General features: G+C 69.3%; 20 protein-coding genes. 11 read left to right on the top strand and 9 right to left on the bottom strand.

Features of this window, described 5'->3' with window-relative positions; all coding sequences use genetic code 11:
• The first annotated feature begins 26 nt into the window (after positions 1-26).
• The 5 genes from QE385_RS00505 (at position 27) to QE385_RS00485 (ending at position 7599) form a co-directional block, all read left to right on the top strand.
• Positions 27-1088, top strand: coding sequence for an AraC family transcriptional regulator (locus QE385_RS00505; protein WP_307098038.1), 1062 nt, complete (start codon positions 27-29; stop codon positions 1086-1088).
• Positions 1089-1183: 95 nt separating this feature from the next.
• The gene (locus QE385_RS00500; RefSeq protein WP_307098037.1) at positions 1184-2266 is read left to right on the top strand and encodes an efflux RND transporter periplasmic adaptor subunit; all 1083 of its coding nucleotides are present in this window, start codon (positions 1184-1186) and stop codon (positions 2264-2266) included.
• Between the two features lie 3 nt (positions 2267-2269).
• A complete protein-coding gene (locus tag QE385_RS00495; protein WP_307098036.1) occupies positions 2270-5311 on the top strand; it encodes an efflux RND transporter permease subunit in 3042 nt (1013 codons plus the stop codon).
• Positions 5304-6728, top strand: a complete 1425-nt coding sequence (locus tag QE385_RS00490; RefSeq protein WP_307098035.1) for an efflux transporter outer membrane subunit — start codon at positions 5304-5306, stop codon at positions 6726-6728. The genes QE385_RS00495 and QE385_RS00490 overlap by 8 nt, the downstream gene beginning before the upstream one ends.
• Positions 6729-6744: 16 nt before the next feature.
• Entirely contained in the window at positions 6745-7599 is an 855-nt protein-coding gene (locus QE385_RS00485; RefSeq protein ID WP_307098034.1) for a MipA/OmpV family protein, read from the top strand.
• Here QE385_RS00485 and QE385_RS00480 read toward each other — a convergent pair.
• Positions 7587-9002: a sensor histidine kinase gene (locus QE385_RS00480; protein WP_307098033.1), complete on the bottom strand. Its 1416-nt coding sequence runs from the start codon at positions 9000-9002 to the stop codon at positions 7587-7589. The genes QE385_RS00485 and QE385_RS00480 overlap by 13 nt on opposite strands.
• Entirely contained in the window at positions 8992-9657 is a 666-nt protein-coding gene (locus QE385_RS00475; RefSeq protein ID WP_307098032.1) for a response regulator transcription factor, read from the bottom strand. The genes QE385_RS00480 and QE385_RS00475 overlap by 11 nt, the downstream gene beginning before the upstream one ends.
• A 97-nt stretch (positions 9658-9754) precedes the next feature.
• Here QE385_RS00475 and QE385_RS00470 point away from each other — a divergent pair, with 97 nt between their 5' ends.
• From QE385_RS00470 to QE385_RS00450, 5 genes are read left to right on the top strand one after another with little or no spacing between them, the layout of a single operon-like run.
• The gene (locus QE385_RS00470; protein ID WP_307098031.1) at positions 9755-10837 is read left to right on the top strand and encodes an ABC transporter substrate-binding protein; all 1083 of its coding nucleotides are present in this window, start codon (positions 9755-9757) and stop codon (positions 10835-10837) included.
• Positions 10834-12339 carry an OprO/OprP family phosphate-selective porin gene (locus tag QE385_RS00465; protein WP_307098030.1) on the top strand — a complete coding sequence of 502 codons (1506 nt, stop codon included), beginning with the start codon at positions 10834-10836 and terminating at the stop codon, positions 12337-12339. The genes QE385_RS00470 and QE385_RS00465 overlap by 4 nt, the downstream gene beginning before the upstream one ends.
• A gap of 31 nt (positions 12340-12370) precedes the next feature.
• Positions 12371-13672 carry a CitMHS family transporter gene (locus tag QE385_RS00460; RefSeq protein WP_307098029.1) on the top strand — a complete coding sequence of 434 codons (1302 nt, stop codon included), beginning with the start codon at positions 12371-12373 and terminating at the stop codon, positions 13670-13672.
• Between the two features lie 4 nt (positions 13673-13676).
• Positions 13677-14324, top strand: a complete 648-nt coding sequence (locus QE385_RS00455; protein WP_307098028.1) for a YjbE family putative metal transport protein — start codon at positions 13677-13679, stop codon at positions 14322-14324.
• Between the two features lie 38 nt (positions 14325-14362).
• Entirely contained in the window at positions 14363-15019 is a 657-nt protein-coding gene (locus QE385_RS00450; protein WP_307098027.1) for an alpha/beta fold hydrolase, read from the top strand.
• Positions 15020-15135: 116 nt separating this feature from the next.
• On the opposite strand, the gene katG is transcribed toward QE385_RS00450, so the two are convergent.
• From katG to QE385_RS00430, 4 genes are all read right to left on the bottom strand, one after another.
• Entirely contained in the window at positions 15136-17361 is a 2226-nt protein-coding gene (katG, locus tag QE385_RS00445; RefSeq protein WP_307098026.1) for a catalase/peroxidase HPI, read from the bottom strand.
• A 223-nt stretch (positions 17362-17584) separates the two neighbouring features.
• Complete coding sequence (locus QE385_RS00440) at positions 17585-18490, bottom strand: intradiol ring-cleavage dioxygenase (protein ID WP_307098025.1); 906 nt, start codon at positions 18488-18490, stop codon at positions 17585-17587.
• An 89-nt stretch (positions 18491-18579) separates the two neighbouring features.
• A complete protein-coding gene (locus tag QE385_RS00435; protein WP_307098024.1) occupies positions 18580-19917 on the bottom strand; it encodes an ATP-binding protein in 1338 nt (445 codons plus the stop codon).
• Positions 19901-20641 (bottom strand): response regulator, encoded by a 741-nt coding sequence (locus QE385_RS00430; protein ID WP_307098023.1) that lies wholly within the window; start codon positions 20639-20641, stop codon positions 19901-19903. The genes QE385_RS00435 and QE385_RS00430 overlap by 17 nt, the downstream gene beginning before the upstream one ends.
• Positions 20642-21197: 556 nt before the next feature.
• Here QE385_RS00430 and QE385_RS00425 point away from each other — a divergent pair.
• A complete protein-coding gene (locus QE385_RS00425) occupies positions 21198-21986 on the top strand; it encodes a DUF1206 domain-containing protein (RefSeq protein WP_307098022.1) in 789 nt (262 codons plus the stop codon).
• 31 nt (positions 21987-22017) lie between these two features.
• On the opposite strand, the gene QE385_RS00420 is transcribed toward QE385_RS00425, so the two are convergent.
• The 3 genes from QE385_RS00420 to manD all read right to left on the bottom strand — a co-directional run bounded on the left by QE385_RS00420 (position 22018) and on the right by manD (position 25749).
• Positions 22018-23073, bottom strand: a complete 1056-nt coding sequence (locus QE385_RS00420; RefSeq protein ID WP_307098021.1) for a patatin-like phospholipase family protein — start codon at positions 23071-23073, stop codon at positions 22018-22020.
• Between the two features lie 137 nt (positions 23074-23210).
• Positions 23211-24527 carry an MFS transporter gene (locus QE385_RS00415; RefSeq protein ID WP_307104494.1) on the bottom strand — a complete coding sequence of 439 codons (1317 nt, stop codon included), beginning with the start codon at positions 24525-24527 and terminating at the stop codon, positions 23211-23213.
• A 10-nt stretch (positions 24528-24537) separates the two neighbouring features.
• Positions 24538-25749, bottom strand: a complete 1212-nt coding sequence (gene manD / locus QE385_RS00410; RefSeq protein ID WP_307098020.1) for a D-mannonate dehydratase ManD — start codon at positions 25747-25749, stop codon at positions 24538-24540.
• Positions 25750-25754: the final 5 nt, after the last annotated feature.

Genomic DNA, 25754 nt, shown 5'->3' with positions numbered 1-25754 from the left:
CTCCAGGAAAGACCCGCTCGCGCATCATGGAAGCCTGGCTGCACGGCGGCATCGTGACGTTGCTCGGACTGGCGGTCGCGCTGTTTCTCAGCGAGGCGCCCACCCGGCCCAGTCGCTATGGCGCGGCGCTGGCCTTGGCCGCGCTGCTGGCGGAATTGGCCGGACTGCCTTTCGTGCAGGACCGGCCGATGCTCGCCACGGTGCTGCGGGTCGCGGGATCGGCCAGCCTGCCGCTATTCTGGCTCTTCGCCCGTTCGTGGTTCGACGACAATTTCCGGCCCGGCGTCGCGGAACTGGCATGTGCGCTGGGCTATCTCGGCCTGAGCGCGGCGGTGATCGGTGGCGAGCATGCGGCGCAGGCGGGGCTGCATCCGCTCGACGGCCTGCTCTACATCGCCGGGATCGCCCTTGCCGTCGATACGCTGCGTCATGCCTGGCGGAACCGGGCGAGCGATCTGGTGGAGGCGCGGCTGCGCGCGCGGGTCGCCTTCATCGTCATCGTCACGATGGTCATCCTCTGGACGATCGGTGCGGAGGTCATCGGACGGGCGCTGGGCGGTTTCGCCATGGCCGGTATCGTCGGCGCGATCGGCATGCTGACGGGGATATTCGGGCTGGCGCTGCTTCTGTTCGGGTTGCGCCACCCGGACATGTTCGCATCCGCATCGCCCGAGGACACGCCGTCCCTGCCGGTCGCCGCCGATCCCTCCCCGCCCCAGGATCTGGACGAGCCGCTCGCGCGTGCGCTGGACATGGCGATGACGCAGGAGCGGCTGTACCGCGCACCCGACCTGACCATCGGCGCCATCGCCACGCATCTGGGGGTGCCGGAATATCGGGTCCGGCGGCTGGTCAACGGCCGGTTCGGCCATCGCAACATCAGCGATTATCTAAACGGCCTGCGCGTGGCCGAGGTCTGCGCCGCGCTGGCCGACCCCGATCAGGCCGAGGTGCCGATCCTGACCATCGCGATGGATGCGGGCTTTGGCAGCCTGGCGGTCTTCAATCGCAGCTTCAAGGCGCGCCAGGGGGAGACGCCCAGCGCCTATCGCCGCCGCCATCTGGACACGACGCCCCCGTCCGACTGATCGATTTCGGAATCGATCGGTCGAAATCCGAAATCCGGGAGGCGCCGCGCCGCTTCCTCGCCATGCCCCCCCATTCCGATCCCAAGGGGGCCGCCATGCCATTTGCCCGCACGCATCGCATCGTCGCGATGCTGTTTCCCATATCCGCCCTGAATGCAGGAGGCTGTTCCTCGCCGCCGCCGCCCCAGCCCGATCGCAACGTGGCGATCGTCGATATAATCCCGGTCCATGCCGCAGGCGACGCGTTGCGCCAGTTCAGCGGCGTCGTGCGCCCCTATGGCGAGACGATGCTGGCGTTCAAGCGGCCGGGCCGGGTGCTGGCGCTGACGGTCCGGGTCGGCGATCGCGTCAGCGCCGGACAGGTGCTCGGTCGCCTGGGCCGCGCCGAAGCCGATGCCGGGGTGGCGCAAGCCTCGGCCGAGCTGACCGCCGCCACCGCCGATGCGCAAGGCGCGCGGGACGCGGCGAACCGTGCGCAGGGGCTGGACGGCCTGGGCGCGCTGTCGAGCGCCGAGGTCCGTCAGCGGGCTCTGACCGCCCGCGCCGCCGACGCCAAAATGGCGGTCGCCGCCGCCGCCGCGCGACGCAGCCGGGATATGCTGTCCGACGCCATGCTCGTCGCGCCGCAGGATGGGGTCGTCACCGCCAGGCTGGCCGAACCGGGCAGCGTCGTCGATGCGGGCACCACGGTCCTGAAGCTGGCGAGCGGCCCGTCCGAGGTGGAGATCCACGCCCCCGCCGATATCCGCCTGACGCCCGGCATGATGGCCGATGTCCACAGCCCCGGCCAGGCCATGGCGGTCACCGCCCGGTTGCGCCTCGTGTCGCCCGAGGGCGATCCGGCCTCGCATCTGCGCGACGCCCGCTTCAGGCTGAACGGAGCCGGGTCGCCACCCTATAACAGCATGGTGACGCTCAGCCTGCGAGCGTCGGTTCCGGCCCAGCGGATCCGCGTGCCCCTGTCCGCGATCGCCGATCGTGCCGGGCGACCCTATGTCTGGACGATCCTGCCGGACAGGCGCATCCGGCGGCAGCCGGTCCGGATCACCGAATGGATCGGGCAGGATGCGCTGGTCACCGGACTGCGCGACGGCCAGTCGGTCGTCGCCACCGCCGCCGATACGCTGGTCGAGGGACAGGGCGTGGTCGCGGCCGGTATCGAGCCGGGATTCCATTGATCCATGGACGGTTTCAACCTGTCCCGATGGGCCATCCGTCACCCCGCGCTGGTCGGCTTCCTGATCGCGTTGCTCTTCGTCGCGGGGGCGCTCCAATTCCTGTCGCTGGGCCGCAACGAGGACCCCGGCTTCACCCTGAAGGAGATGATCGTCTCCGCCCGCTGGGACGGCGCCAGCCCGGCGCAGATGCGGGCGCAGGTCGCCGATCCGGTCGAACAGACGCTGCGCGGGATCGACCATCTCGATTATCTCCAGACCTATTGCCTGGAGGGCGCCTGCCTCATCACCGTCGAACTGAAGGATTCCGCGCCGCCCGGCCAGGTGAAGGAAGTCTGGCGTCAGGTCCGGCGCAAGCTGAAGGACGTCGAGCCCGCCTTGCCCGGCGGCGCGTCGCTGACGGCGAGCGAGGACAATGCCGATGTCTATGGCTATGTCTTCGCGCTGACCGGAGCGGACAATGCCCGCCTGGTTCGCCTGGCCGAGCAGGCGCGCGACGCGATGCTGCGCGTGCCGGGGGCGGGCAAGGCCGAGATCATCGGCGAACTGCCCCGGCGTCTGTTCGTGGACGTCGATCCCCGGCGGCTTGCAGCCATGGGCCTGTCGCCGGGTCGCGTGGCGCAGGCGCTGGCCCAGCGCCAGGCGGTCGGCCCGGCGGGCGGGGTCCAGGGCGCGATGCAGACGCCGGTGCGGCTGGACGGGCAGGTGGACGATGTCCGCGATCTGGAGGGCGCCGGGATCCCGACCGCCGCCGGTGCGGTCCGACTGGGGGATATCGCGCAGGTGGCACGCGGCTATGCCGATCCGCCCGACGCGCTGGTGCGCCATGACGGACGCCGGGCGGTCATCCTCGCCGTGTCGATGACGCCGGGCGCGGACGGCCTGGGCTTCGGCGACGCCATCCGCGCGGCGGCCGAAGAGGTCCGCCGGACGCTGCCCGCCGGGGCGCGGCTGACACAGGTGGAGGATCAGAGCGCCAATATCCGCGAGGCGGTGAACACCTTCCTCGTCAAGTTCTTCTGCGCCTTGACCGTGGTGCTGGTCGTCGCCTTCGTCACGCTGGGCTGGCGGACGGGGATCGTCGTCGCGCTGTCGGTGCCACTGACGCTGGCGATCGTCGCCCTGTACATGGGGGTGGCCGGGATCGGGCTGGAGCGGATTTCGCTCGGTGCGCTGATCCTGTCGCTCGGCCTGCTGGTCGACGATGCGATCATCAGCGTCGAGGCGATGGTCGTCCAGATGGAACAGGGCGTCGACCGGCGCGAGGCCGCGGCCTATGCCTGGACCCACACCGCCTTTCCCATGCTGACCGGCACCCTGATCACCATCGTCGGGTTCCTGCCGGTCGGCCTCGCCCAGTCGACGACCAGCGAATATGCGGGGGGCATCTTCTGGGTGACGGGGTCGGCGTTGCTGGTCAGCTGGATCGTCGCGGTGGTCTTCACGCCGTTCCTGGGGGTGAAGCTGTTGCCGCAACCGGCGCGGGCCCATGGGCATGACGCCAGTCCTTCCGGGCCCTATCGATATCTGCGCGGCGCCATCGACTGGGCGCTCGACCGGTGCTGGCTGATCGTCGGCATCACGGTCGCGCTGCTGGCGGTCAGCCTGGCCGGGGCGATGCTCGTACGGCAGCAATTCTTCCCCAATTCCGACCGTCCCGAGGTGATGATCGACGTCGCGATGCGACCGGGAGCATCGATCGAGGCGACCGAAACCGCCGTGAAGCGGCTGGAGGACGTGCTGCGCGGCGATCCCCGTATCCGCAGCATGGACAGCTATATCGGGCGCGGTGCGGCGCGCTTCTATCTGCCTTATGGTCCGGCGCTGCCCAATCCGGCGAAGGCGACCGTGATGCTGGTCACGACCGACCTGGCCGCACGCGACGCGCTGATCCACAAGCTGGAGCGCATGCCGGGCATCGCCGGAGCCAGCCTGCATGTGCGTCGCCTGTCGCTCGGGCCGACCTTGGGTGCGCCGGTCCAGTACCGGGTGGTGGGGAGCGATCCGGCGCGGCTGCGTGCGATCTCGGAGCGGATCGCCGCCGTGCTGCGCGCCACCCCGTCGACCACCGCCGTTCAGATCAACTGGGGCATCGCCGCGCCCGTCGCGCGCTACGCGATCGATCCGGAACGGGCGGCGGCGCTGGGGGTGGACCGCGCGCAGGTGGCGGGCGACCTCGCCGCCATCCTGTCGGGCGCGCCGGGGGGCGCGGTGCTGAACGGGACCAAGCAGATCGGCATCATGGTGCGCGGCCGGGCCGAGGATCGGCACGATCTGGGCGGCCTGATCGACATGCCCGTCGCCACGTCCCATGGCATGGTGCCGCTGGGCGAGGTGGCGACGCTGCGCCCCGCCACCGAACAGCCGGTCGTCTGGACCCGCAATGCCGCGCCGACCATGACCGTGCAGGCCGACATGATCGGCGATGTCCAGGCGTCCGAGATCGTTCACGCCGCCGCGCCCCGGATCGCTGCGATCCGCGCCGCCCTGCCCCCCGGCTATCGGCTTGAGGAAGGCGGCGACGGCGAATTGTCCGCCGATGCCAACCGGGCGATCTATCGCCTGCTGCCGCTGACGATCGGGATCATGCTCGTGCTGCTGATGATCCAGTTGCAGAGCGTCTCGCGAACGCTGCTGGTGCTGGCGACCGCGCCGCTGGGCATCATCGGGGCGGTGGCGGCGCTGCTGCTGACCGGCGCGCCGTTCGGCTTCGTCGCGCTGCTGGGGCTGATCGCGCTGGCGGGGATGATCATGCGCAACACCATCATCTTGGTCGATCAGGTGCAATCATACCGCGCCGACGGGATGGCGGTGCGCGACGCCGTGGTGAACGCGACGACCGGCCGGGCACGCCCGGTCGTGCTGACCGCGCTGGCCGCCGTGCTGGCCTTCATCCCGCTGTGCTTCAACATCTTCTGGGGTCCGATGGCGATCGTGATGATCGGCGGGCTGATCGGCGCGACCATCCTGACGCTGGTCGCGCTGCCCGCCTTCTACCTGTTGCTGTTCGGGCGCGAAGACGCGTCCAGGGAGACCGCCCATGATTGACCGTCGCATCGTCGGCACGGGGTTGCTCGGCCTGTTGCTGGGCGGCTGTACGGTCGGCCCGGATTTCCATCCGCCCGTCGCCGATCTGCCCGCGCGGTGGCAGGGGGCGGCCGCATCGCAAACCTCTCCGTCCGAGCCCTGGTGGCGCCGTTTCGGCGATCCGGCGCTGGACGGGTTGGAGGCGCGCGCGCAGACCGCCAATCTCGACCTGCGCATGGCGGAGGAACGGCTGGTGGCGGCGCGGATCGCGCGCGATGCCAAACGGGGCGAAAGCCTGCCGCAGATCGGCGGGCAGCTCGGTTATAGTCGCAACCGCATCGGCACGGCGGGCCTGGCCGGGGTGCTGGCGCCGCTGCTGGGTCAGCCGCCCAGCGAGACGGAAGGCGCCATCCCGAAGGGCTATGCCTTCGATCTCTACCAGGCCGATATCAGCGCCACATGGGCCATCGATCTGTGGGGCAAGCATCGCCGCGAGGTGGAGGTCGCGACCGCCGGGATCGCGCAGGCCGACGCCGCCGCCCGCGCCGCCCGCCTGTCGGTCGAGGCGGCGGTGGCGCAGACCTATTGGCAATGGCGCGGGCTGATCGCGGAGCGCGGCCTCGCCGAGCGCGACCGCGCGCTGGGCGAGCGCAGGCTGGCCATCGCCGCCGCGCTCCGGGAACGGGGGCTGGCCAGCGGCATCGATGCCCGCGCGGTGGAAAGCGAGCAGCGGGCACGACAGGACGCCCTGATCGCGCTCGACACCGACATCGCCCGCGCCGCCCGCGCCCTGGCGATCCTGGTCGGCGACAATCCCGACACGCCGCCGCCGGACGGCGCAGGCCGACCCGCCGCGCCTGTATTGGCCAAGCCCGCGCCGGGGCTGCCCAGCGATCTCGCCCGTCGTCGCCCGGACATTCTGGACGCGGAAGCCACGCTCCACGCCGCGACCGCCGCGATCGGCGCCGCACAGGCCGACTTCTACCCCAGCCTGAACCTGTCCGGGCTGTTCGGGATCGACGTCCTGAACCTGGCCGATTTTGGATGGGACGCGCGCACCACCGGGGCGGGGCCGGTCCTGTCGATCCCGATCTTCGCGGGCGGGCGGCTGGAACGCCAATTGTCGCTGCGTCGATCCGAAGAGCGCAGCGCCGCGCTCGCCTATCAGCGGACGGTGCGCAATGCCTGGCGCGAGGTGGACGATGCGCTGGCCCTGGTCCGCGCGCTCGACCGGCGACGGGGCCTGGCGGCGGCGGACAGCGATGCGCGGCGGCAAACCGTCATGGCGGTCGAGGCGCGGTATCGGCGCGGCGACATCGCCGCCGGGCCGCTCATCGACGCGCAGGCCGCGCAGATCGCCGCCGAGCGCGCCCTTCTCCATCACACCACCGCCGGCGCGCTGGCGCGTATCCAGTTGCAGGTCGCCCTGGGCGGCTGATCGAAAGGACGATCGCATGTCGACATTCCGTATCATGGTCGCGGCGGCCGGGCTGATCGCAGCGCCGTTACCCGCGCAGGTCTCCGCCCAGTCCCGTTCCGAGCCCTCCCCCTTCGACCGGGACCGGGTCGCGGTGGGGGCCGGTCTGGCCGTCATTCCCGACTATGAGGGCTCGGATCATTACAGCCCGGTCGTCGCCCCGGCCGCGATCGGCTCGGTCGAGGGACATTCCTTCGTCCTTGCGGGCAACCAGTTGAGCATCGACCTGCTCCGCGACCGGCCGGGGCCGGGCTGGCGGTTTCAGGGCGGGCCCGTCGCCCAGGTCAATTTCAACCGCAGCACGCTAAGCGGCATCCACGATCCCCGCGTCCGCGCGCTCGGCGCGCTCGGCACCGCCATCGAACTGGGCGGCTATGTCGGGGTCCAGAAAACGGGCGTCGTGACCAGCCCCTATGACACGCTGTCCCTCACCCTGTCCTATCGGCACGATGTGGCTGGGATCCATGATGCGGGGCTGTGGCAACCCGGCCTGACCTATTTCACGCCGCTATCGCTTCATATGGCGGTGGCATTCACGGCGTCGGTCGACATGGCCGAGGATCGCTACGCGCGAACCTATTATAGCGTCTCAACCGCCCAAAGCCTCCGCAGCGGCCTGCCCGTCTACGATGCCAAGGGCGGGATCAAGAACTGGACGATCGGCCTTGTCGGGGTTCACACGTTGCACGGCGATCTGCTGCACGGCCTGCACCTCGTCGCGCTCGGCACCTTTGGCGGCATGACGGGCAGCATCGGCGACAGCCCGATCGTCGCACAGGCGGGGTCGCGCCGACAGTGGCTGGGGGCGCTGGGGCTGGCCTACAGCTTCTGATCCCCGTCGCCGCCGATCATTCCGGCCGCCCCGAAGCCCAGCGTGACCCGCAGGCCGGGTCGGGTGCTGACGATCTCCAGCGACGCATCGAGGCGCGATGCCGCAGAGCGGACGATGGCGAGGCCGAGGCCGCTGCCCTGGCTGTCGCGCGCGGTCGAAAGGCGGGTGAAGCGTTCGCCCAGACGGGCTAGGTCGTCATCCGGCAGGCCGGGGCCGTCATCCGCCACCACGATCCTGGTCCCCGCCCCTTGCTCGCCCGAGATGGTCATCATCACCTGGCCGCCGCGACGATTATAGCGGATCGCATTGTCGAGCAGGTTGGACAGGATCTCGAAAACCAGTGTGCGATGGCTGGCGATCACGAGATCGCCCGGGGCATCGAGATGGATTTCGACCCCCGCCTCGATCGCCTGCGCGATCCGGCGGTTGATGACGGCGACCGCGACTTCGCGCAGGTCGACCCGCTCGCGCGGGGGTGCGACGCCCGCTTCCTCGGCACGGGCGAGCGCCAGCAGTTGCGTCACCAGATGCTCCAGACGGTCGGCCGCATCGGCGATCTCGCCCATGGCGGTCGGGCTGCCCCGCCGGGCCAGCGCGACCTGCACCTTCAGCACCGCCAGCGGGGTGCGCATCTGGTGCGAGGCGTCGGCGGTAAAGCGCCGCATCCCCGCCGTCGCGCTGTCCAGCCGGGCGAGCAGATGGTTGAACGCATCGGCCAGCGAGCGAAGCTCGACCGGCAAGGGGCCGGTATCCAGCGGCGAAAGGTCCGGCGTCGCGCGCCGGTCGCGGGCCGACACCGCCCCCCGCAGGCCCGCCAGCGGGCGCAGGCTCCAGGCGAGCGCCGGGCGGATCAGCAGCATGGCAACGCCCACCAGCAGGATCTCGCCCAGCACCAGCGCGATCACCAACCGCCGTTGCAGCGCCCGCCGACCGTCAAGGGTCTCGGCCACCTGCACCACCACCGGCGCGTCGATGCGGGGCAGCGCGCGGCGCACCTCGGCGACGCGGATATCCTGGCCGCGATAGCGGGCGAAGCGGAAGCGCGGCGTGTCGAGCGCCAGTTCCGCGATATGCGGCGCGGGCAGGTCGCCATAGCCGGTCAGCAGGCGCCCACCCACCGCGATCCGGTAATAGACATTGTCGCGCTCGCTATTCTCCAGCATTCCGAATGCCGCGGCGGGCAGGTCGAGCGTCACCTCGCCCCGCTCCACCTGCACCGTCTCCGCCACCGCGCCCAGCGCCCCGCCGAGCACGCGGTCATTGGTGCGGCGGACGACATCGGCGATCAGCGTCGCCCCCGCCAGCCCCAGCAGCACCGCGATCGCCAGCATCGGCGCCAGCATCGCCGCGAGCAGCCGGGTGCGCAGCGCCAGCGCACCGCCGCGCGCGCGCTCAATCGGCATCGAGCATATAGCCGACCCCGCGCACCGTGCGGATCGCCGGGCCGTCGGGGGCCAGCTTGCCGCGCAGGCGGGTGATGTTCACCTCGATCGCATTGGGGCCGACCGGCTCGTCATAGCCGAACACCTCGGACTGCAACGTCTCGCGCGGCACGATCTGCCCGGCGCGGGTGGCGAGCGAGTCGAGCACCGCCCATTCGCGGCGGCGCAGGTCCAGCGCCCGCTCGCCGACCCGCGCCTCGCCGCGCGAACGGTCCAGCACTAGCGCGCCGACGACCAGCGCCGGGGTCGGATCGCCGCCGCGCCGCCGCCCCAGCGCGCGAATCCGCGCCTCCAGTTCGGCGGGGGCGAAGGGCTTGCGCAGATAATCGTCCGCCCCCAGGTCCAGCCCGCGCACCCGGTCGTCCAGCGCGTCGCGCGCGGTCAGCATCAGCACCGGCACGCGCGCGCCCCGCCGCCGCAACGTCTCCAGCACCGAGAAACCGTCCATCCCCGGCAACCCGACATCTAACACGACCAGCGCATAGGCCTCGTCCGCGATCACCATCAGCGCATCCTCGCCGCTGGCGACATGATCGACCGCATGGCCGGAGGCCCGCAGCAGCGCGACGATCCCGCGCGCCAGCGCTGCATCGTCCTCGACGATCAGAATCCGCATCGCACCACCCGGTGAAAGGTGGATGACAGCTTGCCGGCATAGTTCATGTCCATGAGCTTACCCGAACTCAGAGGCGGGAAGCGAGAGGACCTGAACGATGCGAATCCTGATTCTATCGATGCTGCTGCTGGGCGCTCCGGCGTTCGCGCAAGGCAGCGCGCCGCATCGCCCGGTCGGCTATCCCCGCTCCTATGACGCGCTGGTCGCCGATGCGCGCGCCGAGGGCGGCCTGCGCGTCTATGGCAATGCCGACACCGCCGCGATGCAGCCGCTGATCGCCGCCTTTCGCCGCACCTATCCCGGCGTCGCGGTCCGCTATGACGACCTGGAATCGAGCACCATCTACGACCGCGTCGTCGCCGAGGCGCGGCAGGGCGCGGCGGGAGCCGATCTGGTCTGGTCCTCGGCGATGGATCTCCAGGCCAAGCTGATCAACGACGGCTATGCGCAAGGCTATCTCAGCCCCGAAAAGCCCGCCTTACCCGCCACGGCCGTCTGGAAGAACATGGGTTACGGCGTCACCGCCGAGCCGGTCGCCTTCGTCGTCAACCGCCGCCTGATCCCGGCGGCACAGGTGCCCCGCACCCATGAGGCGTTCGAGCAATTGCTGCGCGGCCGTCGCGCCGCGCTGACGGGCAAGGTCGCCACCTATGACCCCGCCCGGTCCAATGTCGGCTATCTCTATCTGACCGAGGATCATGCGATCACCCGCGACACCCGTTCGCTGGTCCAGGCGATCGCGGCGACCCGGCCGATGCTGTCGCGCACCACCGAGCCGATGCTGGACGCGGTGGCGGCGGGGCGGATCGCCATCGCCTATAATGTCGTCGGCCCCTATGCGCTGACCCGCGCGCTGCGCGACCCGCGCATCCGGGTGGTGTTTCCGCGCGACTATACGATCATCGCCTCCCGCGTCGCCTTCATCACCCGCGATGCGCGGCATCCGGCGGCGGCGCGGCTGTTCCTCGACTTCCTGCTGTCGCGCACCGGGCAGACGCTCCTCGCGCGGCAATGGCTGTTGCCGGTGCGCGGCGATGTCCGCGCGCCCCGCCTGTCGTCCGAACAGCAACGCCCGATCCGCGTCGGGCCGCAGCTTCTCGTCAATCTCGATACGATCAAGCGCCGCCGCTTCCTGGCCGACTGGCGCGCCACTCTAGCCGAAGGGGCCCGAACCCGATGATCCCGTACCGAACCGCGACCGCGCTGGTCGCGTTGCTGGCCGCCACCCCCGCGCTGGCCCAGACGCCGAGCAACGACGACCTCGCCGCGCTGGTCCGCCAGCAGGCCGCCGAGATCGCGACGCTGCGCGCCCGGCTCGACCGGCTGGAGGGGACGCAGGCCCCCGCCACGGTCGCCCGCACCATGCCCGCCCCCACCACCCCGGCGGCAGCGGCGGCGACGCCCGCACCGCAACTGGCGCAGAACGACACGACCGGCCGCGACACCGTTACCCGCCCCTTCGCGCCGCAGCTCGTCCCCCCCGGCCCCGCCGAGCGCGACGTGGCACAGGCGCGGCAGGCCAATGCGGCGGGCGTGACGACCGAATGGGGGGCGGGCCTGCCCGTCTTCCACTCGGCGGACGGCATCTACACCTTCAAGCCGCGCGGCCGCATCCTGGCCGATGTCAGCTCCAGCTTCGGTTCGCGCTATGACGGGCGCAACATCACCACGACCGGCATGCGCGCGCTGCGCCTGGGCCTGGAAGGCGGGGTCGGCACCCATTTCTTCTACCAGTTCGAAACCGACTTTTCCGAAAATGACGTCGACATCGTCACCGCCTTCATCGGCTGGCGCAACCGTATCCGGCCGGGCCTGGATTACGACCTGCGCGCCGGGCATCTGTTCAACGATCGCGGGTTCGAGGGCTCGACCGGATCGGACTCGACGCCCTTCATGGAACGCACCGTCGTCGCCACCGCGATCATCCCGCAGCGCGGCTTCTACGGCGTCGGCATCATGCCGCGCCTGTTCTGGAAGACCGGCCACGCCTCGCTGACGCTGACCGGCGACCGGATCGACGGCAGCCAGGCCGCCAATGACAGCCGCACCGTGCTGGCCCGCGCGCACTGGAACCCGGTCAAGGGCGAGCGTTCGGTCCTCCATATCGGCCTGTGGGGCTTTGACGAGGCGCTGTCCTCGGCGGCGACCACGCTGACCCGCAACACGGTGATCGGCGGCCGCTTCAACGGCGCGTTGCGGGTGTCGACCGGCGCGCTGCTCGGCGGGCGCAGCACCACCGGCTATGGCGCGGAGCTGGGCGGCTATGTCGGCCCGGTCTGGGTCATGGCCGAGGCGGGCGAGCGGCGCGCGCGCCTGACCGGCGACCGCCCCGACTTTCTCAGCAAGGCGTGGAGCCTGTCGGGCGGCTGGTTCGTCACCGGCGACCTGCCTCCCTATAACCCGCGCCTGGGCAGCTTCGGCCAGCCCCGCGTGCTGAAACCGATCTTCGAGGGCGGGGCCGGCGCGATCGAGCTGACCGCGCGCTATGAAAATCTGGACTATACCAGCCTGTTGACCGGCGGGCGCGGCTGGGCCGCGACGGTCGGCGCCAACTGGTATCTCAACAGCTTCACCCGGCTCCAGTTCAACTGGGTCCATTGGGACACCGACAATCGCGCAGGCGCCTTCACCGGCGCCGACAGCGGCGAGACGATCGGCACGCGCATCGCCGTCACCTTCTAAGACACCCTCCTCCCTCACGGAGCATCCTTCGATGGATCTTGCCCTGCTTGGCTTCCTGATGGTCGCCACCTTCATGACGCTCATCATGACGAAGCGGATGACCCCGCTGGTCGCGCTGATCGTCGTGCCGACCGCCTTCGCGCTGATCGCCGGTTTCGCCTCCGGCCTGGGCGACATGATGATCGACGGCATCAAGAATCTCGCGCCGACCGGCGTCATGCTGCTCTTCGCGATCCTGTTCTTCTCGATCATGACCGATACCGGGCTGTTCGATCCGCTGGTCAACCGGCTGCTGCGCGTGGTGCACGGCGATCCGCTGGCCATCTTGATCGGCACGGTGGTGCTGTGCGCGATCGTCAGCCTGGATGGCGACGGGTCGACCACCTACATCATCACCATCGCCGCGCTGCTGCCGCTCTACAAGCGGTACGACATGAATCGGCTATATCTGTGCTGCCTGCTGATGAGCACCAGCGGGATCATGAACCTGACCCCCTGGGGCGGCCCGACCGCCCGCGCCGCGAGCGCGCTGAAGCTCGATCCCGCCACGCTGTTCCTGCCACTGATCCCGGGCATGATCGCGGGTCTCGCCTTCCTGATCGGGCTGGCGATCTGGTTCGGCCGCAAGGAGCGTCGCCGCATCGGCCATGTGAAGGCCAATGAGCCGACCGCCTTCACCGGCATGGCCGTGTCGCAATTCCCTGAGGCGCGCCGCCCGCACCTGCGCGGGTTCAACGCCGCGCTGACCATCGCGCTGATCGCGGGACTGGTCTCGGGCATCCTGCCGCTGTCGGTGCTGATGATGCTGGCCTTTGCGGTCGCCATGATCGTCAACTATCCGCAGGTCGCCGAGCAGAAGGAGCGGATCGCCGCCCATGCGGGCAATGTCCTGTCGGTCGTCTCGCTGATCTTCGCGGCGGGCATCTTCACCGGCATCCTGTCGGGCACCGGCATGGTCGAGGCGATGAGCAAGGAGGTCGTCGGCTGGATTCCTCCGGTGCTGGGGCCGTATATGGCGCCGATCACCGCCGCGCTCAGCCTGCCCTTCACCTTCTTCATCTCCAACGACGCCTTCTATTTCGGGATGCTGCCGATCCTGGCCGAGGCGGGGACGCATTATGGCGTGTCGCCGATGGCGATCGCCCGCGCCTCGCTGATGGGCCAGCCGGTCCATCTGCTCAGCCCGCTGGTGCCGTCGACCTATCTGCTGGTCAGCCTGGCGGGCGTCGACCTGGCCGATCACCAGCGTTTCACCCTGATCCCCGCCGCGATGGTCTGTGTGGTCATGACGCTGGTCGGGATGGCGGTGCTCGCCTTCCCGCTGATGGGCTGATCCGATGGAGACGCTCTGGCCGCATATCGTCGCCGACTTCGCCGCGATCGGCACGCCCGCAGCTCTGGCGGCCTTTGCCCAGGTCGTCCTGATCGACGTCCTGCTCGCCGCCGACAACGCCATCGTCGTCGGCGCGCTGGCGGCGGGGCTGCCCCCGGCGATGCGGCGCAAGGTGATCCTGGTCGGCGTGGTCGCCGCGTTGGTCCTGCGCATCGGTTTCGCGCTGGTCGTGACGCAGCTGCTCCAGATCGTCGGGCTGGTGTTGGCGGGCGGGCTGCTGCTGGTCTGGGTCGCGTGGAAGATGTGGCGCGAACTGCGCGGCGGCGATGGTGACGACGATGCGCTGGCGCACCGGGCCCCGCGCCGCTTCTGGGCCGCCGCCTGGGCGGTCGCGGTCGCCGACATATCGATGAGCCTCGACAATGTTCTGGCGGTCGCGGGGGCCGCGCGCGACCATCCCGGCATCCTAGCCATCGGCCTGATCCTGTCGGTCGCCTTGATGGGGCTGGCCGCCAATATCCTCGCCCGCGTGATCGAGCGCTATCGCTGGCTCGCCTATGTCGGGCTGCTCGTCATCCTGTGGGTCGCGGGCAAGATGATCTGGGAAGGCCTGACCGACCCGGCGCGCGGGCTGCTGACCCTGTTCACCTGACCCATCCCACCCTCACGCCCCCATCGGGAGACATTGCCATGATCCGCCACGCGCCGCCCCTCATCCTGCTGCCCGCCATGGGTTGCGACGGCCAACTCTGGGCCAGGCAGGTGATCGACCTGAGCGACGTCACCCATCCGATGCTCGGCGACCTGACCGTCGACGACACGCTGGAGGCGATGGCGGCGCGGGTGCTGGCCCATGCCCCGCCCCGCTTCGCGGTCGCCGGGGTCAGCCTGGGCGGCTATGTCGCGCTGGAGGTCATCCGCCAGGCGCCCGAGCGGGTGCAGCGGGTGGCGCTGTTCGGCACCCGCGCGTCGATGCGGATGCGACCGCGCACCGTCGCCGAGCAGGGCCTGCTCGCCACCGCACCCCATGCCGACCCGACGCTGACCCCGATCGTCAGCGGCCCCGTCCAGGCGATGGCCGAGCGCGTCGGCGCGGCCGTCTTCGAGCGCCAGCAGCGGGCCATGCTCGCCCGGCCGGATATCAGCGCGGCCATCGCGGCGGTGCGGGTGCCGACGCTGGTGGCGGTGGGCGAATATGACCGCATATGCCTGCCCGCCGAAGCGCGCGAGCTGTCCGACCAAATTCCCGGCGCGCTGCTCCACGAGATCCGCAATTGCGGGCATCTGGCCCCGCTAGAGCGCCCCGGCGAGGTCACCCAGTTGTTGCGGGACTGGCTGCAAGGCTGAACGGTCCGGAGCGCCGCCGGTGCGGCACGGCCGCGCGATCCGGACGACATGAAAAAGGGGCGCGGCGACCCGGACCTGAGTCCGGACACCGCGCCCCCTTCTCACCCTAAGGGTGGTTAGCTGGCCTGGTTGGCCGACACCGGCTTGGCGGTCACGTCGAAGCGATCGGCGTTCATCACCTTCACCCAGGCCCGCACGAAGTCGCGCACGAATTTCTCCTCGTGCCCGTTCTCGGCATAGACCTCGGCGGTCGCGCGCAGCTGCGAGTTCGAGCCGAAGATCAGGTCGGTCCGGGTCGCACGCCACTTTTCCTGGCGCCCGCCACGGTCGTAACCGATGAACTTCTCGTCGCTCGACGCATCGACCAGATCCCAGAAGGTATCATTGTCGAGCAGGTTGACGAAGAAGTCGTTGGTCAGCTGCCCCGGACGGTCGGTCAGCACGCCCTCCGGCGCATCGCCGAAGTTCGCGCCCAGCACGCGCAGGCCGCCGACCAGCACCGTCATTTCCGGCGCGGACAGCCCGAGCAGCGAGGCCCGGTCGAGCAGCAGCTCCTCGGTCTTCACCGGGTTGCGGGTCTTCAGATAGTTGCGGAAACCATCGGCCTGCGGCTCCATCCAGATGAAGCTCTCGACATCGGTCCATTCCTGCGTCGCGTCGCCGCGACCGCCCAGGAACGGGACCGCCACGTCGAACCCGGCATCGCGCGCGGCCTTCTCGACCGCCGCCGAACCCGCCAGCACGATCGCGTCGGCCAGCGACATGTCGCCGCGCAGTTCGTTCAGCTTGGCCAGGACCTGCTGGAGCTGTTCGGGTTCGTTGACCGCCCAGTCCTTCTGCGGGGCCAGCGCGATGCGCGCGCCGTTCGCGCCGCCGCGATGATCCGACCGGCGATAGGTCGAGGCCGAGGCCCAGGCGGTCTTGACCAGCTGTCCGACCGTCAACCCGCTGGAGAGCACCGCCTCCTTGAACGCCGCCACGGCCGCATCCGAGGGCACGGTGCCTTCGGGCACGGGGTCCTGCCAGATCAGCGTTTCTTCGGGCACTTCGGGGCCGAGATAGCGGATCTTGGGGCCCATGTCGCGATGAGTCAGCTTGAACCAGGCGCGGGCGAAGGCGTCGTCCAGCGCCGCCTGATCCTCGCGGAAGCGCAGCGCGATCTCGCGGAACTCGGGGTCCATCTTCAGCGCCATGTCGGCGGTGGTCATCATGGTCGGCACGCGCTTGTTGGGATCGCGCGCGTCGGGGGCCATGTCCTCGGGGTCGGGATTGACCGGAGTCCACTGCTTGGCGCCCGCCGGGCTCTGCGTCAGTTCATAGTCATATTTGAACAGCAGGCGCAGATAGTCGCCGGTCCACTTGGTCGGATTGTTCGACCATGCACCCTCGATGCCGGAGGTGGTGATATGCCCCTGGCCGATCTCCTCGCTGTCGGTCAGCCAGCCCAGCCCCTGCTGGTGCACCGCTTCCGCCGCCGGGTTCTTGAAGTGCGGGGCGGGCTTGGCGCCATGCGCCTTGCCGAACGCATGGCCACCCGCCGTCAGCGCCACCGTCTCCTCGGAATTCATCGCCATCCGCCGGAACGTCGCCTTCATGTCGCGCGCGGAGGTCAGCGGGTCGGGATTGCCGCCAGGTCCTTCGGGATTGACGTAGATGAGGCCCATCTGGATCGCGGCGAGCGGTCCTTCGAGCTCGGGCGTCTCCTCGGTGATGCGGGTCTGCGCGCCTTCATCGACCCACAGCTCCTCGGCGCCCCAGAAGGTATCGCCCTCCGACGCATAGACGTCCTTGCGGCCGCCCGCGAAGCCGAAGGTCGGCCCGCCCATGCTCTCGATCGCGACATTGCCCGCCAGGATGAACAGATCGGCCCAGCTGATATGCTTGCCGTATTTCTGCTTGATCGGCCACAACAGGCGCCGCGCCTTGTCGAGATTGCCATTGTCCGGCCATGAGTTCAGCGGCTCGAAACGCTGCTGCCCCGAGGACGAACCCCCGCGCCCATCGGTCACGCGATAGGTGCCAGCGGCGTGCCATGCCATGCGGATCATGAAAGGACCGTAATGACCGTAATCGGCGGGCCACCACGGCTTGCTGTCGGTCATCAGCGCGAGCAGGTCGGCCTTGACCGCCGCATAGTCGAGCGCGTTGAACGCCTCGGCATAGTCGAAGCCCTCGCCCATCGGGTCGGGCGAGATGCCGTGCTGGTGCAGCATGTCGATCGGCAGCGCGTCGGGCCACCAGTCCTTGTTGGTCCGTCCCAGCAGCGACCGGGCCTTGACCTCGCCGCCGCCCTTGCCACCCATCGGGCAACCGCCGCTCTTGGGCTTTTCGTAATCGGCCATCTCGGTGTCCTCTTCCTACCGATGTCACTTCACCACGGATAGTGCCGCGCCCGCAGGCAATCTGTCCAATCGATTATTCGGGATGGATAGATCATGATACTCGATCACTACCGGCATCGCGCCTCTCGGCTCAATGCCTGTCGCGGCCACCGGCTTCGACCCGCTGGAGCCGCTGCGGCATGGCGTGCAAAAGCATCGGCCAAATGCTTTTGCACGCGGGAATTCAGCTGGCGATACCAATCAGCGCGGTCGCATCGTAACCCGCCGTGACGTTGCCGCTGAACACCGGCGTCTGCTGGGCGACCTGCGCCGCGCTGTTGTCGCCGAAGATGCCGTCGCTCGACAGCGAAATACGCGCGAACTTCGCGGCGCTCGACGGATAGGTCGTGGCATCGGCATAGACGGCCGAGCAGACGGCGCTCGGCATCGCCAGCTGCGAGGTCAGGACTGCATAACGACCGCCCAGCGCGTTGGAGAGGCTGGAGAAGACCTCGAAATGCATATGCGGCCAGCGCCCGTCATAGCAGCCGGGGAAGATGGTGGTGAAGCTGACCTGGCCATTGGCATCGGTCACCTGGACCCCGCGCAGATAGCTTTCCGCCGGGGCGGTATAGAGCGAATAGAGACCCTGCCGGTCGCAATGCCACAGATAGACCGCATAACCCGCCAGCGGTGCGCAGGTGGCGTTGACGTCGACCAGGGTCAGCGTGATCTTCAGCAGGACGCCGGTCGCGACCGTGGTGGTCGAGAGGAAGCTGGGGCGGATGTCGCTGCGCACGACGCCGCTCACGGTGAGGATGTTGGATGTCCCCCCGGAGGCGGTGTTGGTGCCGTCGCCGGGATAGGGACCGGCGGTTTCGGCCGGGTCGGCGATACATGCGGCGCTCGTGCCGCTGGCGGTCGGCGTGGGGGTTGCGCTCGGCGTCGGTGTCGGCGTGGCGCTGGCGGTGGAGCCGCTTACCACCGCGACGCTGCCCGACGCCGTGTCGCTGCCGCCGCAACCCGCGACCAGCGCGGCGGTGCCCGCACCGGCAAACCACTTCAGCGCGCGACGGCGCGCCATCAGCGTCTCCATGACCTTCAGATCGTCGGCCAGGCTGTGGGCGTGGTCGGGATGGCGGTCGGACATGCACTCATACTCCTTCAGACAGAAGGAGCATGTCGGCGTGTAGGATTGCCCGGCTATGTCGGGATGCCGCCATGATGTTGCAGCGTGTGTCAGCTCGCCAGCGGCAGCACCACACGCGCCATCGCGCCGCGATCGCCATTTTCCAGCGTCGCCGCGCCGCCGTGCCGCGTCGCGATCGAACGGACGATGGCTAGGCCCAACCCGGTGCCGCCCGTGGCGCGGTTGCGTGAGGGGTCGCCGCGCACAAAGGGCTGGAACAGCCGTTCCGCCTGCGCCGGATCGATGCCGGGACCGTCGTCGGCCACCCATATGCCGACATTCCCGCCCGCAATCTCCCAGCCGATCGTCGCCCGCTCGCCATAGCGCACGGCATTCTCGATCAGATTGGAAAACAGCCGCCGCAACGCCGCCGTATCGCCGCGCACGACCGCACGCGGGCCGGGCATCAGCGTCACGGGCTGACCGGCATCGGCCATGTCTTGGACCAGACTGTCGAGCAGGCTGGCCAGGTCGAGGCGGCGCGCGTCGGTCTGGATCGCCTCGTCCCGGGTGAAGGCCAGCGTGGCGGCGATCATCGCGCGCATCTCGCCGATATCGGCGGCGGCACGGGCGCGGGCGTCCTCGGGCAGCTGTTCGACGCGAAAGGCGAGCCGCGACAGCGGTGTGCCGAGGTCATGCGCGATCCCCGCCAGCATCGCGGTGCGCGCCTCGGCATGATGCGCCAGACGGGCGTGCATCGTCGTCACCGCACGCGCCAGATCGCGCACCTCGCGACTGCCCCCCGGCAGCGCGGGCAGCGCGGCGCCGGTGCCTGCCTGATCGGCGGCGCTGGCGAGGCGGCGCAGGGGCCGGGTCAACGCGCGGGCAATGCACCATGCCGGCAGGGACAGCAGCAGGATCGCGACCAGCATCGCCAGCAGAGTGCGGACGTGCCAGCGCGTCAGATAGGGCGGCACATGGCTGCGCACGACCCACCAGCCCGCTCCCTCATGCCAGGCGAAGGTGAAGCTGCCGACAAAGGCATCGCGCTCCGTCTTGCCCGCCGTTTCGGTAAAGGCCAGGACAGCGGCGGGCGATACGCCCAACTCGGCGGCGAGGCGGCGGCGGGCGGTGGGATCGGCGACTTCCCCGCTACGGGCCATGGGCGCGGTCCGTTCCCGTCGACGCCGCGGCGGCCCCGGTCCGGGATCCTGGCCATCGGCCGCTTGCGCCACGCTGAAAGGCGGCCCGCCCCGGTCGAAGGGCGGCGGCCCCTTGCCTTCCAGCGTCATTGCGATCGAGCGCAGGCTGCTGGGAAAGTCGAAAGGGGGCGGCCCGGAAAAGGTGACCACGAACGAGATCGCCGTCGCCACCAGGACGGAGACGATGACCAGCAGGAAGATCGGCGCCGCGATCGAGGCCCCGCGCCGATCAGCGACGCTCGACATCGGCCGTGAACAGATAGCCTTCGTTGCGCACCGTGCGGACCAGATCGTCGCCGCCGCGCCCGTCGGATCGTTGCAGCTTGCGGCGCAACCGGCTGATCTGGACGTCGATCGCGCGGTCGAAATGCTCGGCATTGGCCCCGCGCGACTGGTCGAGCAGGAAGTCGCGGGTCAGGACGCGGCGGGGATGCTCGACCAGCACGATCAGCAGGCGGAACTCGCCATCGGACAGGTTGATGAGGACCTCGTCGGGATCGAACAGCTGCCGTCCCAGCGGATCGAGCCGCCAGCCCGCGAAGCGCAGATATGCACGCTCCGGCAATGCCGTCTGGGCCGAAGCGATCGCGGCCGGCCGCCCCTGGTTGCGACGCAGGACCGAGCGGATGCGGGCGAGCAGTTCGCGCGGATTGGCGGGCTTGGCGATATAATCGTCGGCGCCCATTTCCAGCCCGACGATCCGGTCGACCTCTTCGCCGATCACCGACAGAATGATGACCGGCGGCGCGGTCGTGCGGTCGAGGCTGCGAAGCACCGACAGCCCGTCCTCCCCCGGCATCATCACGTCGAGAACGACCAGCGCATAGGCATGGTGCACCAGCGCCGCCCGCATCGCCGCCGCATCCTCGGCGACATCGACGACATAGCCATGGTCGGCGAGGAACGCCGCCGTCAGCTCGCGAATGCCGGGATCGTCGTCGACGATGAGAAGGCGGGTTTCGAGGTCCATGGTCTCGATTGGTTCAGGACGGGCGACGGTCTGCATGACGCCCGGATGCCGTCCCGGTGTATCGCGCGGATTGCAGGGCTGCAACATCGGCAGAACTGGACCGGACTGTGGCCGGGACGCCACACCGGATCGGGCCGACCGAGGGCGGATCGACATTCACAATGGCGTCTTCTTCCCCTCTCCCCTGGACAGGGGAGAGGGTTAGCGGAGCTTGCCAGCCTGCTGGCTAGCGCAGCTTGGGTGAGGGGTTGAGCGAGCCCAAAGGCTCGCGCACTCGCTTCGCGAGCGCCCACCCCTCACCCAGCTCCGACTAAGCCTTTGCTCTCGCAAAGGCCAAGTCTGCGCAACCCTCTCCCCTCTGCGAGGGGCGAGGGAAGGATAAGGCATCGCTGAATGTCGATCGACCCTATGCCTTCGTCGCGGGACGCGGACCGGAGCGTTCGATCACCCTGTCGCCCGGATGGGGTAAGTGCTGGAGCCGCCCTGACCCGAATACCTCGTTCCGATCCGGGAACGAGATCGCCTTGCCCTTGTTTTCGTGGGCAAAGGAGATCGCATGAACGCCAATTCGCGCCTGACCGCCCTCACCCGGATCGGCTTTGCAACGCGCGGCCTGCTCTATCTCGTCATCGCCTTTCTCATCCTTCGCACCGGTAGGGCCGAGGACCCCAGCGGCGCCATCGAGTATCTCGGGCGGGGCGGCGGCCAGATCCTGCTGGGGATCATCGCCGTCGGTCTGGTGGCCTATGGCGTCTGGCGCCTGGCCGACGCCGCACTCGACATCGAGCGCCACGGCACCGACCGCAAGGGCGTGATGGAGCGGGTCGGCGCGGGGGTCAGCGGTGCGGTGCACCTTTTCCTGGCGTGGCAGGCCGTTGCGGTGATGCGGGGCGCGGCCCTGTCCGGGGACGGCACGCGCGAAGGGGCGCGAACGGCGCTCCAACTGCCCGGCGGCTGGGCGCTCGTGCTGGTCGGGGCGGTGGTGCTGGCGGCGCTGGGCGCGGTCCAGCTGGTCAAGGCGACCAAGGGATCCTTCCTGCGCTATCTGGACGCCTCGGTCGCGCGGCAACGCTGGGTGCAGTGGAGCGGTCGCGCGGGATATGCGGCACGCGGGCTGGTGTTCCTGGTCAGCGGCTATCTGCTCGCACGGGCCGGGATCGAGGAACAGGCGGGCGAGGCCGGCGGCATGGCGCGGGTCCTGTCATGGCTGACCAACCCGTTCGACCTGATCGTCGGCGCAGGCTTGCTGGCGTTCGGGCTCTTCAGCCTTGTCGAGGCGCGCTATCGGCGGCTGCATGACGTGCCCGTCGACGCGGCGATCCGGCGGGCGACCAGCTGGCATTGATCGGCCCGCGTCCCGCGCAGCGATGGGGGGATCAGGCCGCCACCGCCTCGGGCAGATCGTCATCGGTCAGGGTCGAGGACCGGCGGAACTGACCGGCATTCTCGTCCAGCCACGCCGCCGCCGTCGCCCGCCCCAGATCGCGCAGTTCCTGGATCTTGGACCAGCGGGTGTCGAGCTTGCTCGCCGATCCACGTTCGGCCAGCGCGGTCGGGGCCGCCATCATGTGCAGATTGGTCGCGGCCAGCGCCTGCATAGCGGGGTCGGACGAGCCTGCGCTGCGGGCGATGGCCTGCACCTCGGTCAGCGCCTTCAGGTCGCGCAACAGGCAGGCGTTGAAGCCGATATCGCTCATCCGCCCGATGATCCCGCCCAGCGAGGTCGGCGCCTCGTCCACCCCGAAGGGGGTGATCTGCACGATCAACAGGTCGGTCGCGCCATGATGGTCGAAGATCAGCGGCTCCAGCGCGGGGTTGGCGGAAAAGCCGCCGTCCCAATAGTCCTCGCCGTCGATCGTCACCGCCGCGAACAGATCGGGCAGGCAGGCGGACGCCATGATCGCATCGACCGTGATCTCGTCGTTGCGGAACAGACGCGCCGCACCGTTCGAAACTGCGGTGGCGGCGATATAGAGCGGCAGCGCCCCGTCGCGCGTCAGGGCGCTCAAATCGATGCTCGACGACACCACCTGGCGCAGCGCCCGCATCTCGCGCAGTTGCGGCGAAAGATGTGCCAGATAGCGGCTCATCATCTTCGACATTTCGAGCGAGCGCCGAAACCACGGCTCGAACAGCGGCCCGCCCCATGGATGATCGAAGGCGCGTAGCGGCGATCCGTGCGACACCGCCCTCCACAGCCGCTCCAGCCCCGCCAGCGCACCGTCCCGGCCGCCGATCGCCAGTCCCGCGACCAGCGCGGTGCCGTTCAACGCCCCCGCGCTCGCCCCGCTGACCGCGACGATGTCGATGTCCTCCTCCAACAGACGCTCGATCACGCCCCATCCATAGGCGCCGTGCGCCCCACCGCCCTGCAGGGCCAGCGCCAGCCGAGGACGAGCGGAAGAGGTCGAAGGCGATGCGGTGTCGATCATGGCGGGCTCCCGAAAGGCGTCCTCACGGGTCTGCGACGACCCATGGTCCGCTTGGGGATGCAACGAGCGCCGCCGGATTTGGATGCAGTGCAGCATAAAGCCGACCCATGGCCGGGTCGGTCACGCCCCGTTCCGCGTCAGTCGCGTGTCCTCCCGATCCGGACGTCCCGATAGCGCGGGTTGAGCAGGTGGAAGACTAAGAGCGCGACCAGATAGGCCAGGCCGCAGGCGATGAAGAAGGGCTGGTAGCTGCCCACCCGGTCGAGCAACATGCCCAGCGCCTTCGACGCGATGAAGCCGCCGGCCGCCCCGGCAAAGCCGCCCAGCCCGATCAGCGTACCTTGCGCATAACGGGGGAACTGGTCGCCGGGCAGCGCGAAGAGGTTGGTCGAAAAGCCCTGATGCGCCGCGCAGGCCAGGCCGATCATCGCCACCGCGATCCAGATGCTGCTCGCCTGCGCCGCGAACATCACCGGCAGCGCGAACAGCGCGCAGAAGAACATCGCCCGCTTGCGCGCGCGCCCGGTCGCCACCCCGGCCTTCAGCAATCGTGACGAATACCAGCCGCCGACGATCGCGCCGACATCCGCCATGATATAGATGGCGACAAGAGGCGGCCCGAAGCTCTTGAGATCATAGCCATAACGGCTGTGGAAGAAATCGGGCAACCAGAACAGGAAGGTCCACCAGACCGGATCGATCAGAAAGCGCCCGGTCATATAGGACCAGGCCTCGCGATGGCGCAGGACGGTGAGGAACCCGGCGCGGCCGCTCGTCTCGGCGGGCTCGGCCTCGATCCAGGCGCGCTCCTCGGGCGTGATGCGCGGATGGGCATGGGGCGGGTGATAGAGCCGCCACCAGGCCGCCAGCCAGACGAGGTTGAACAGCCCGGTGATGATGAACGCCCAGCGCCAGTCGAGCACCAGATCGGCGACGATGAAGCCGATCAGCAGCGGCGTCACCACCGCCCCGACATTGGCCCCGGCGTTGAAGATACCGATGGCCAGCGCCCGTTCCTTCTTGGGAAACCATTGCGACGCGGCGGCGAGCGCCGAGGGATAGGTTCCCGCCTCCCCGAAGGCGAGCGGGATGCGGGCGATCACGAAGCCGGTGGTCGAGGTGACGAGCGTCTGCGCGAAATGCCCGATGGTCCAGCTGCCCATCGCCAGCAGATACCCGGCGCGCGGCCCGATGCGGTCGATCAGCCAGCCGAACAACAGGAAGCCGATGCCATAGGCGACCTGGAAATAGCCGGTGATGTCGCCGTAACCGCTATTGGTCCAGCCATAGAGCGCGGTCAGCTGCGGCTTGAGCACGCCCAGCACCAGCCGGTCGATATAACTGAGCACCACGGCGGCGAAGAGCAGGCCGCAAATCACCCAGCGGACCCGCCCGCGCGGCGGCGGCACGGCGTGCGCGGCGGTTTCGGGGGCGGTCGCGGCGGCTTTGGCCATGTCGCTCATCTCACCAGCTCCACAGGGTGCCGTCCTCCAGCCGGTTCACCGGCAGATAGGCGCGTTGATAGGGATAGGTTTCCGCCAGTGTCTCGTCGATCTCGACGCCCAGCCCCGGAGCCTCGCCCGGATGCATCATCCCGTCCTCGAACCGGTAATGATGCGGGAAGACCGCGTCGGTCTCGTCCGTGTGCGGCATATGCTCCTGGATGCCGAAATTGGGCACCGACAGCCCGAAGTGCAGCGCCGCCGCCATGGTGACGGGCGACAGGTCAGTCGCGCCGTGGCAGCCGGTGCGGACCTGATACAGATCGGCGAGCGCGGCGATCCGTCGCAAATGGGTCACCCCCCCGGCATGGACGACGGTGGCGCGGACATAGTCGATCAGCTGGTTCTCGATCAGATGCTTGGCGTCCCAGATCGAGTTGAAGATCTCGCCCACCGCGATCGGCGTCGTCGTATGCTCGCGGATCAGGCGGAACGCATCCTGGTTCTCGGCCGGGGTCGCATCCTCGATCCAGAAGGGGCGATAGGGCTCCAGATCCTTGCCCAGCCGCGCCGCCTCGATCGGGGTCAGCCGGTGGTGGACGTCGTGGAGCAGATGCACGTCCCAGCCCAGCGCCTCGCGCGCGGCGGCGAACAGTTCGGGGACGATGCGCAGATATTTCTCGGTCGACCAGACGCTCTCGCTGGGCAGGTCGGCATCGGCGGGCTCGTAACGCTGCCCCGCCTTGGCGACGCCATAGGTCGAGGCCAGCCCCGGCACCCCGCATTGCAGGCGGATCGCGCGATAGCCTTCGTCGCGGTGGCGGATCGCGGTGGCGATCGTATCTTCGATGCTGGTGCCGTTGGCGTGGCAATAGACGAGGCAGGCGTCGCGCGCCGCGCCGCCCAGCAGCTGATAGACGGGCAGCCCGGCGATCTTGCCCTTGATGTCCCACAGCGCCATGTCGACCGCCGCGATCGCGGTCATCGTCACCGGGCCGCGCCGCCAATAGGCGCCCTTGTAGAGATATTGCCAGATATCCTCGATCCGGTGCGCGTCGCGCCCGATCAGGCAGGGGATGACGTGATCCTGCAGATAGCTGGCGACGCTGAGTTCGCGGCCGTTGAGCGTGGCGTCGCCTAGGCCGGTGGTGCCGTCGTCGCACTCGATCTTCAGCGTGACGAAGTTGCGTCCCGGAGAGGTCACGATCAGGCGGGCGGAAACGATCTTGGGCATGGCGG

The sequence above is a fragment of the Sphingomonas sp. SORGH_AS_0950 genome (assembly GCF_030818415.1).
Lineage (GTDB): Bacteria > Pseudomonadota > Alphaproteobacteria > Sphingomonadales > Sphingomonadaceae > Sphingomonas.
The sequence above is the reverse complement of the archived record's forward strand: the minus strand, read 5'-3'. Positions and strand labels throughout refer to the sequence as shown.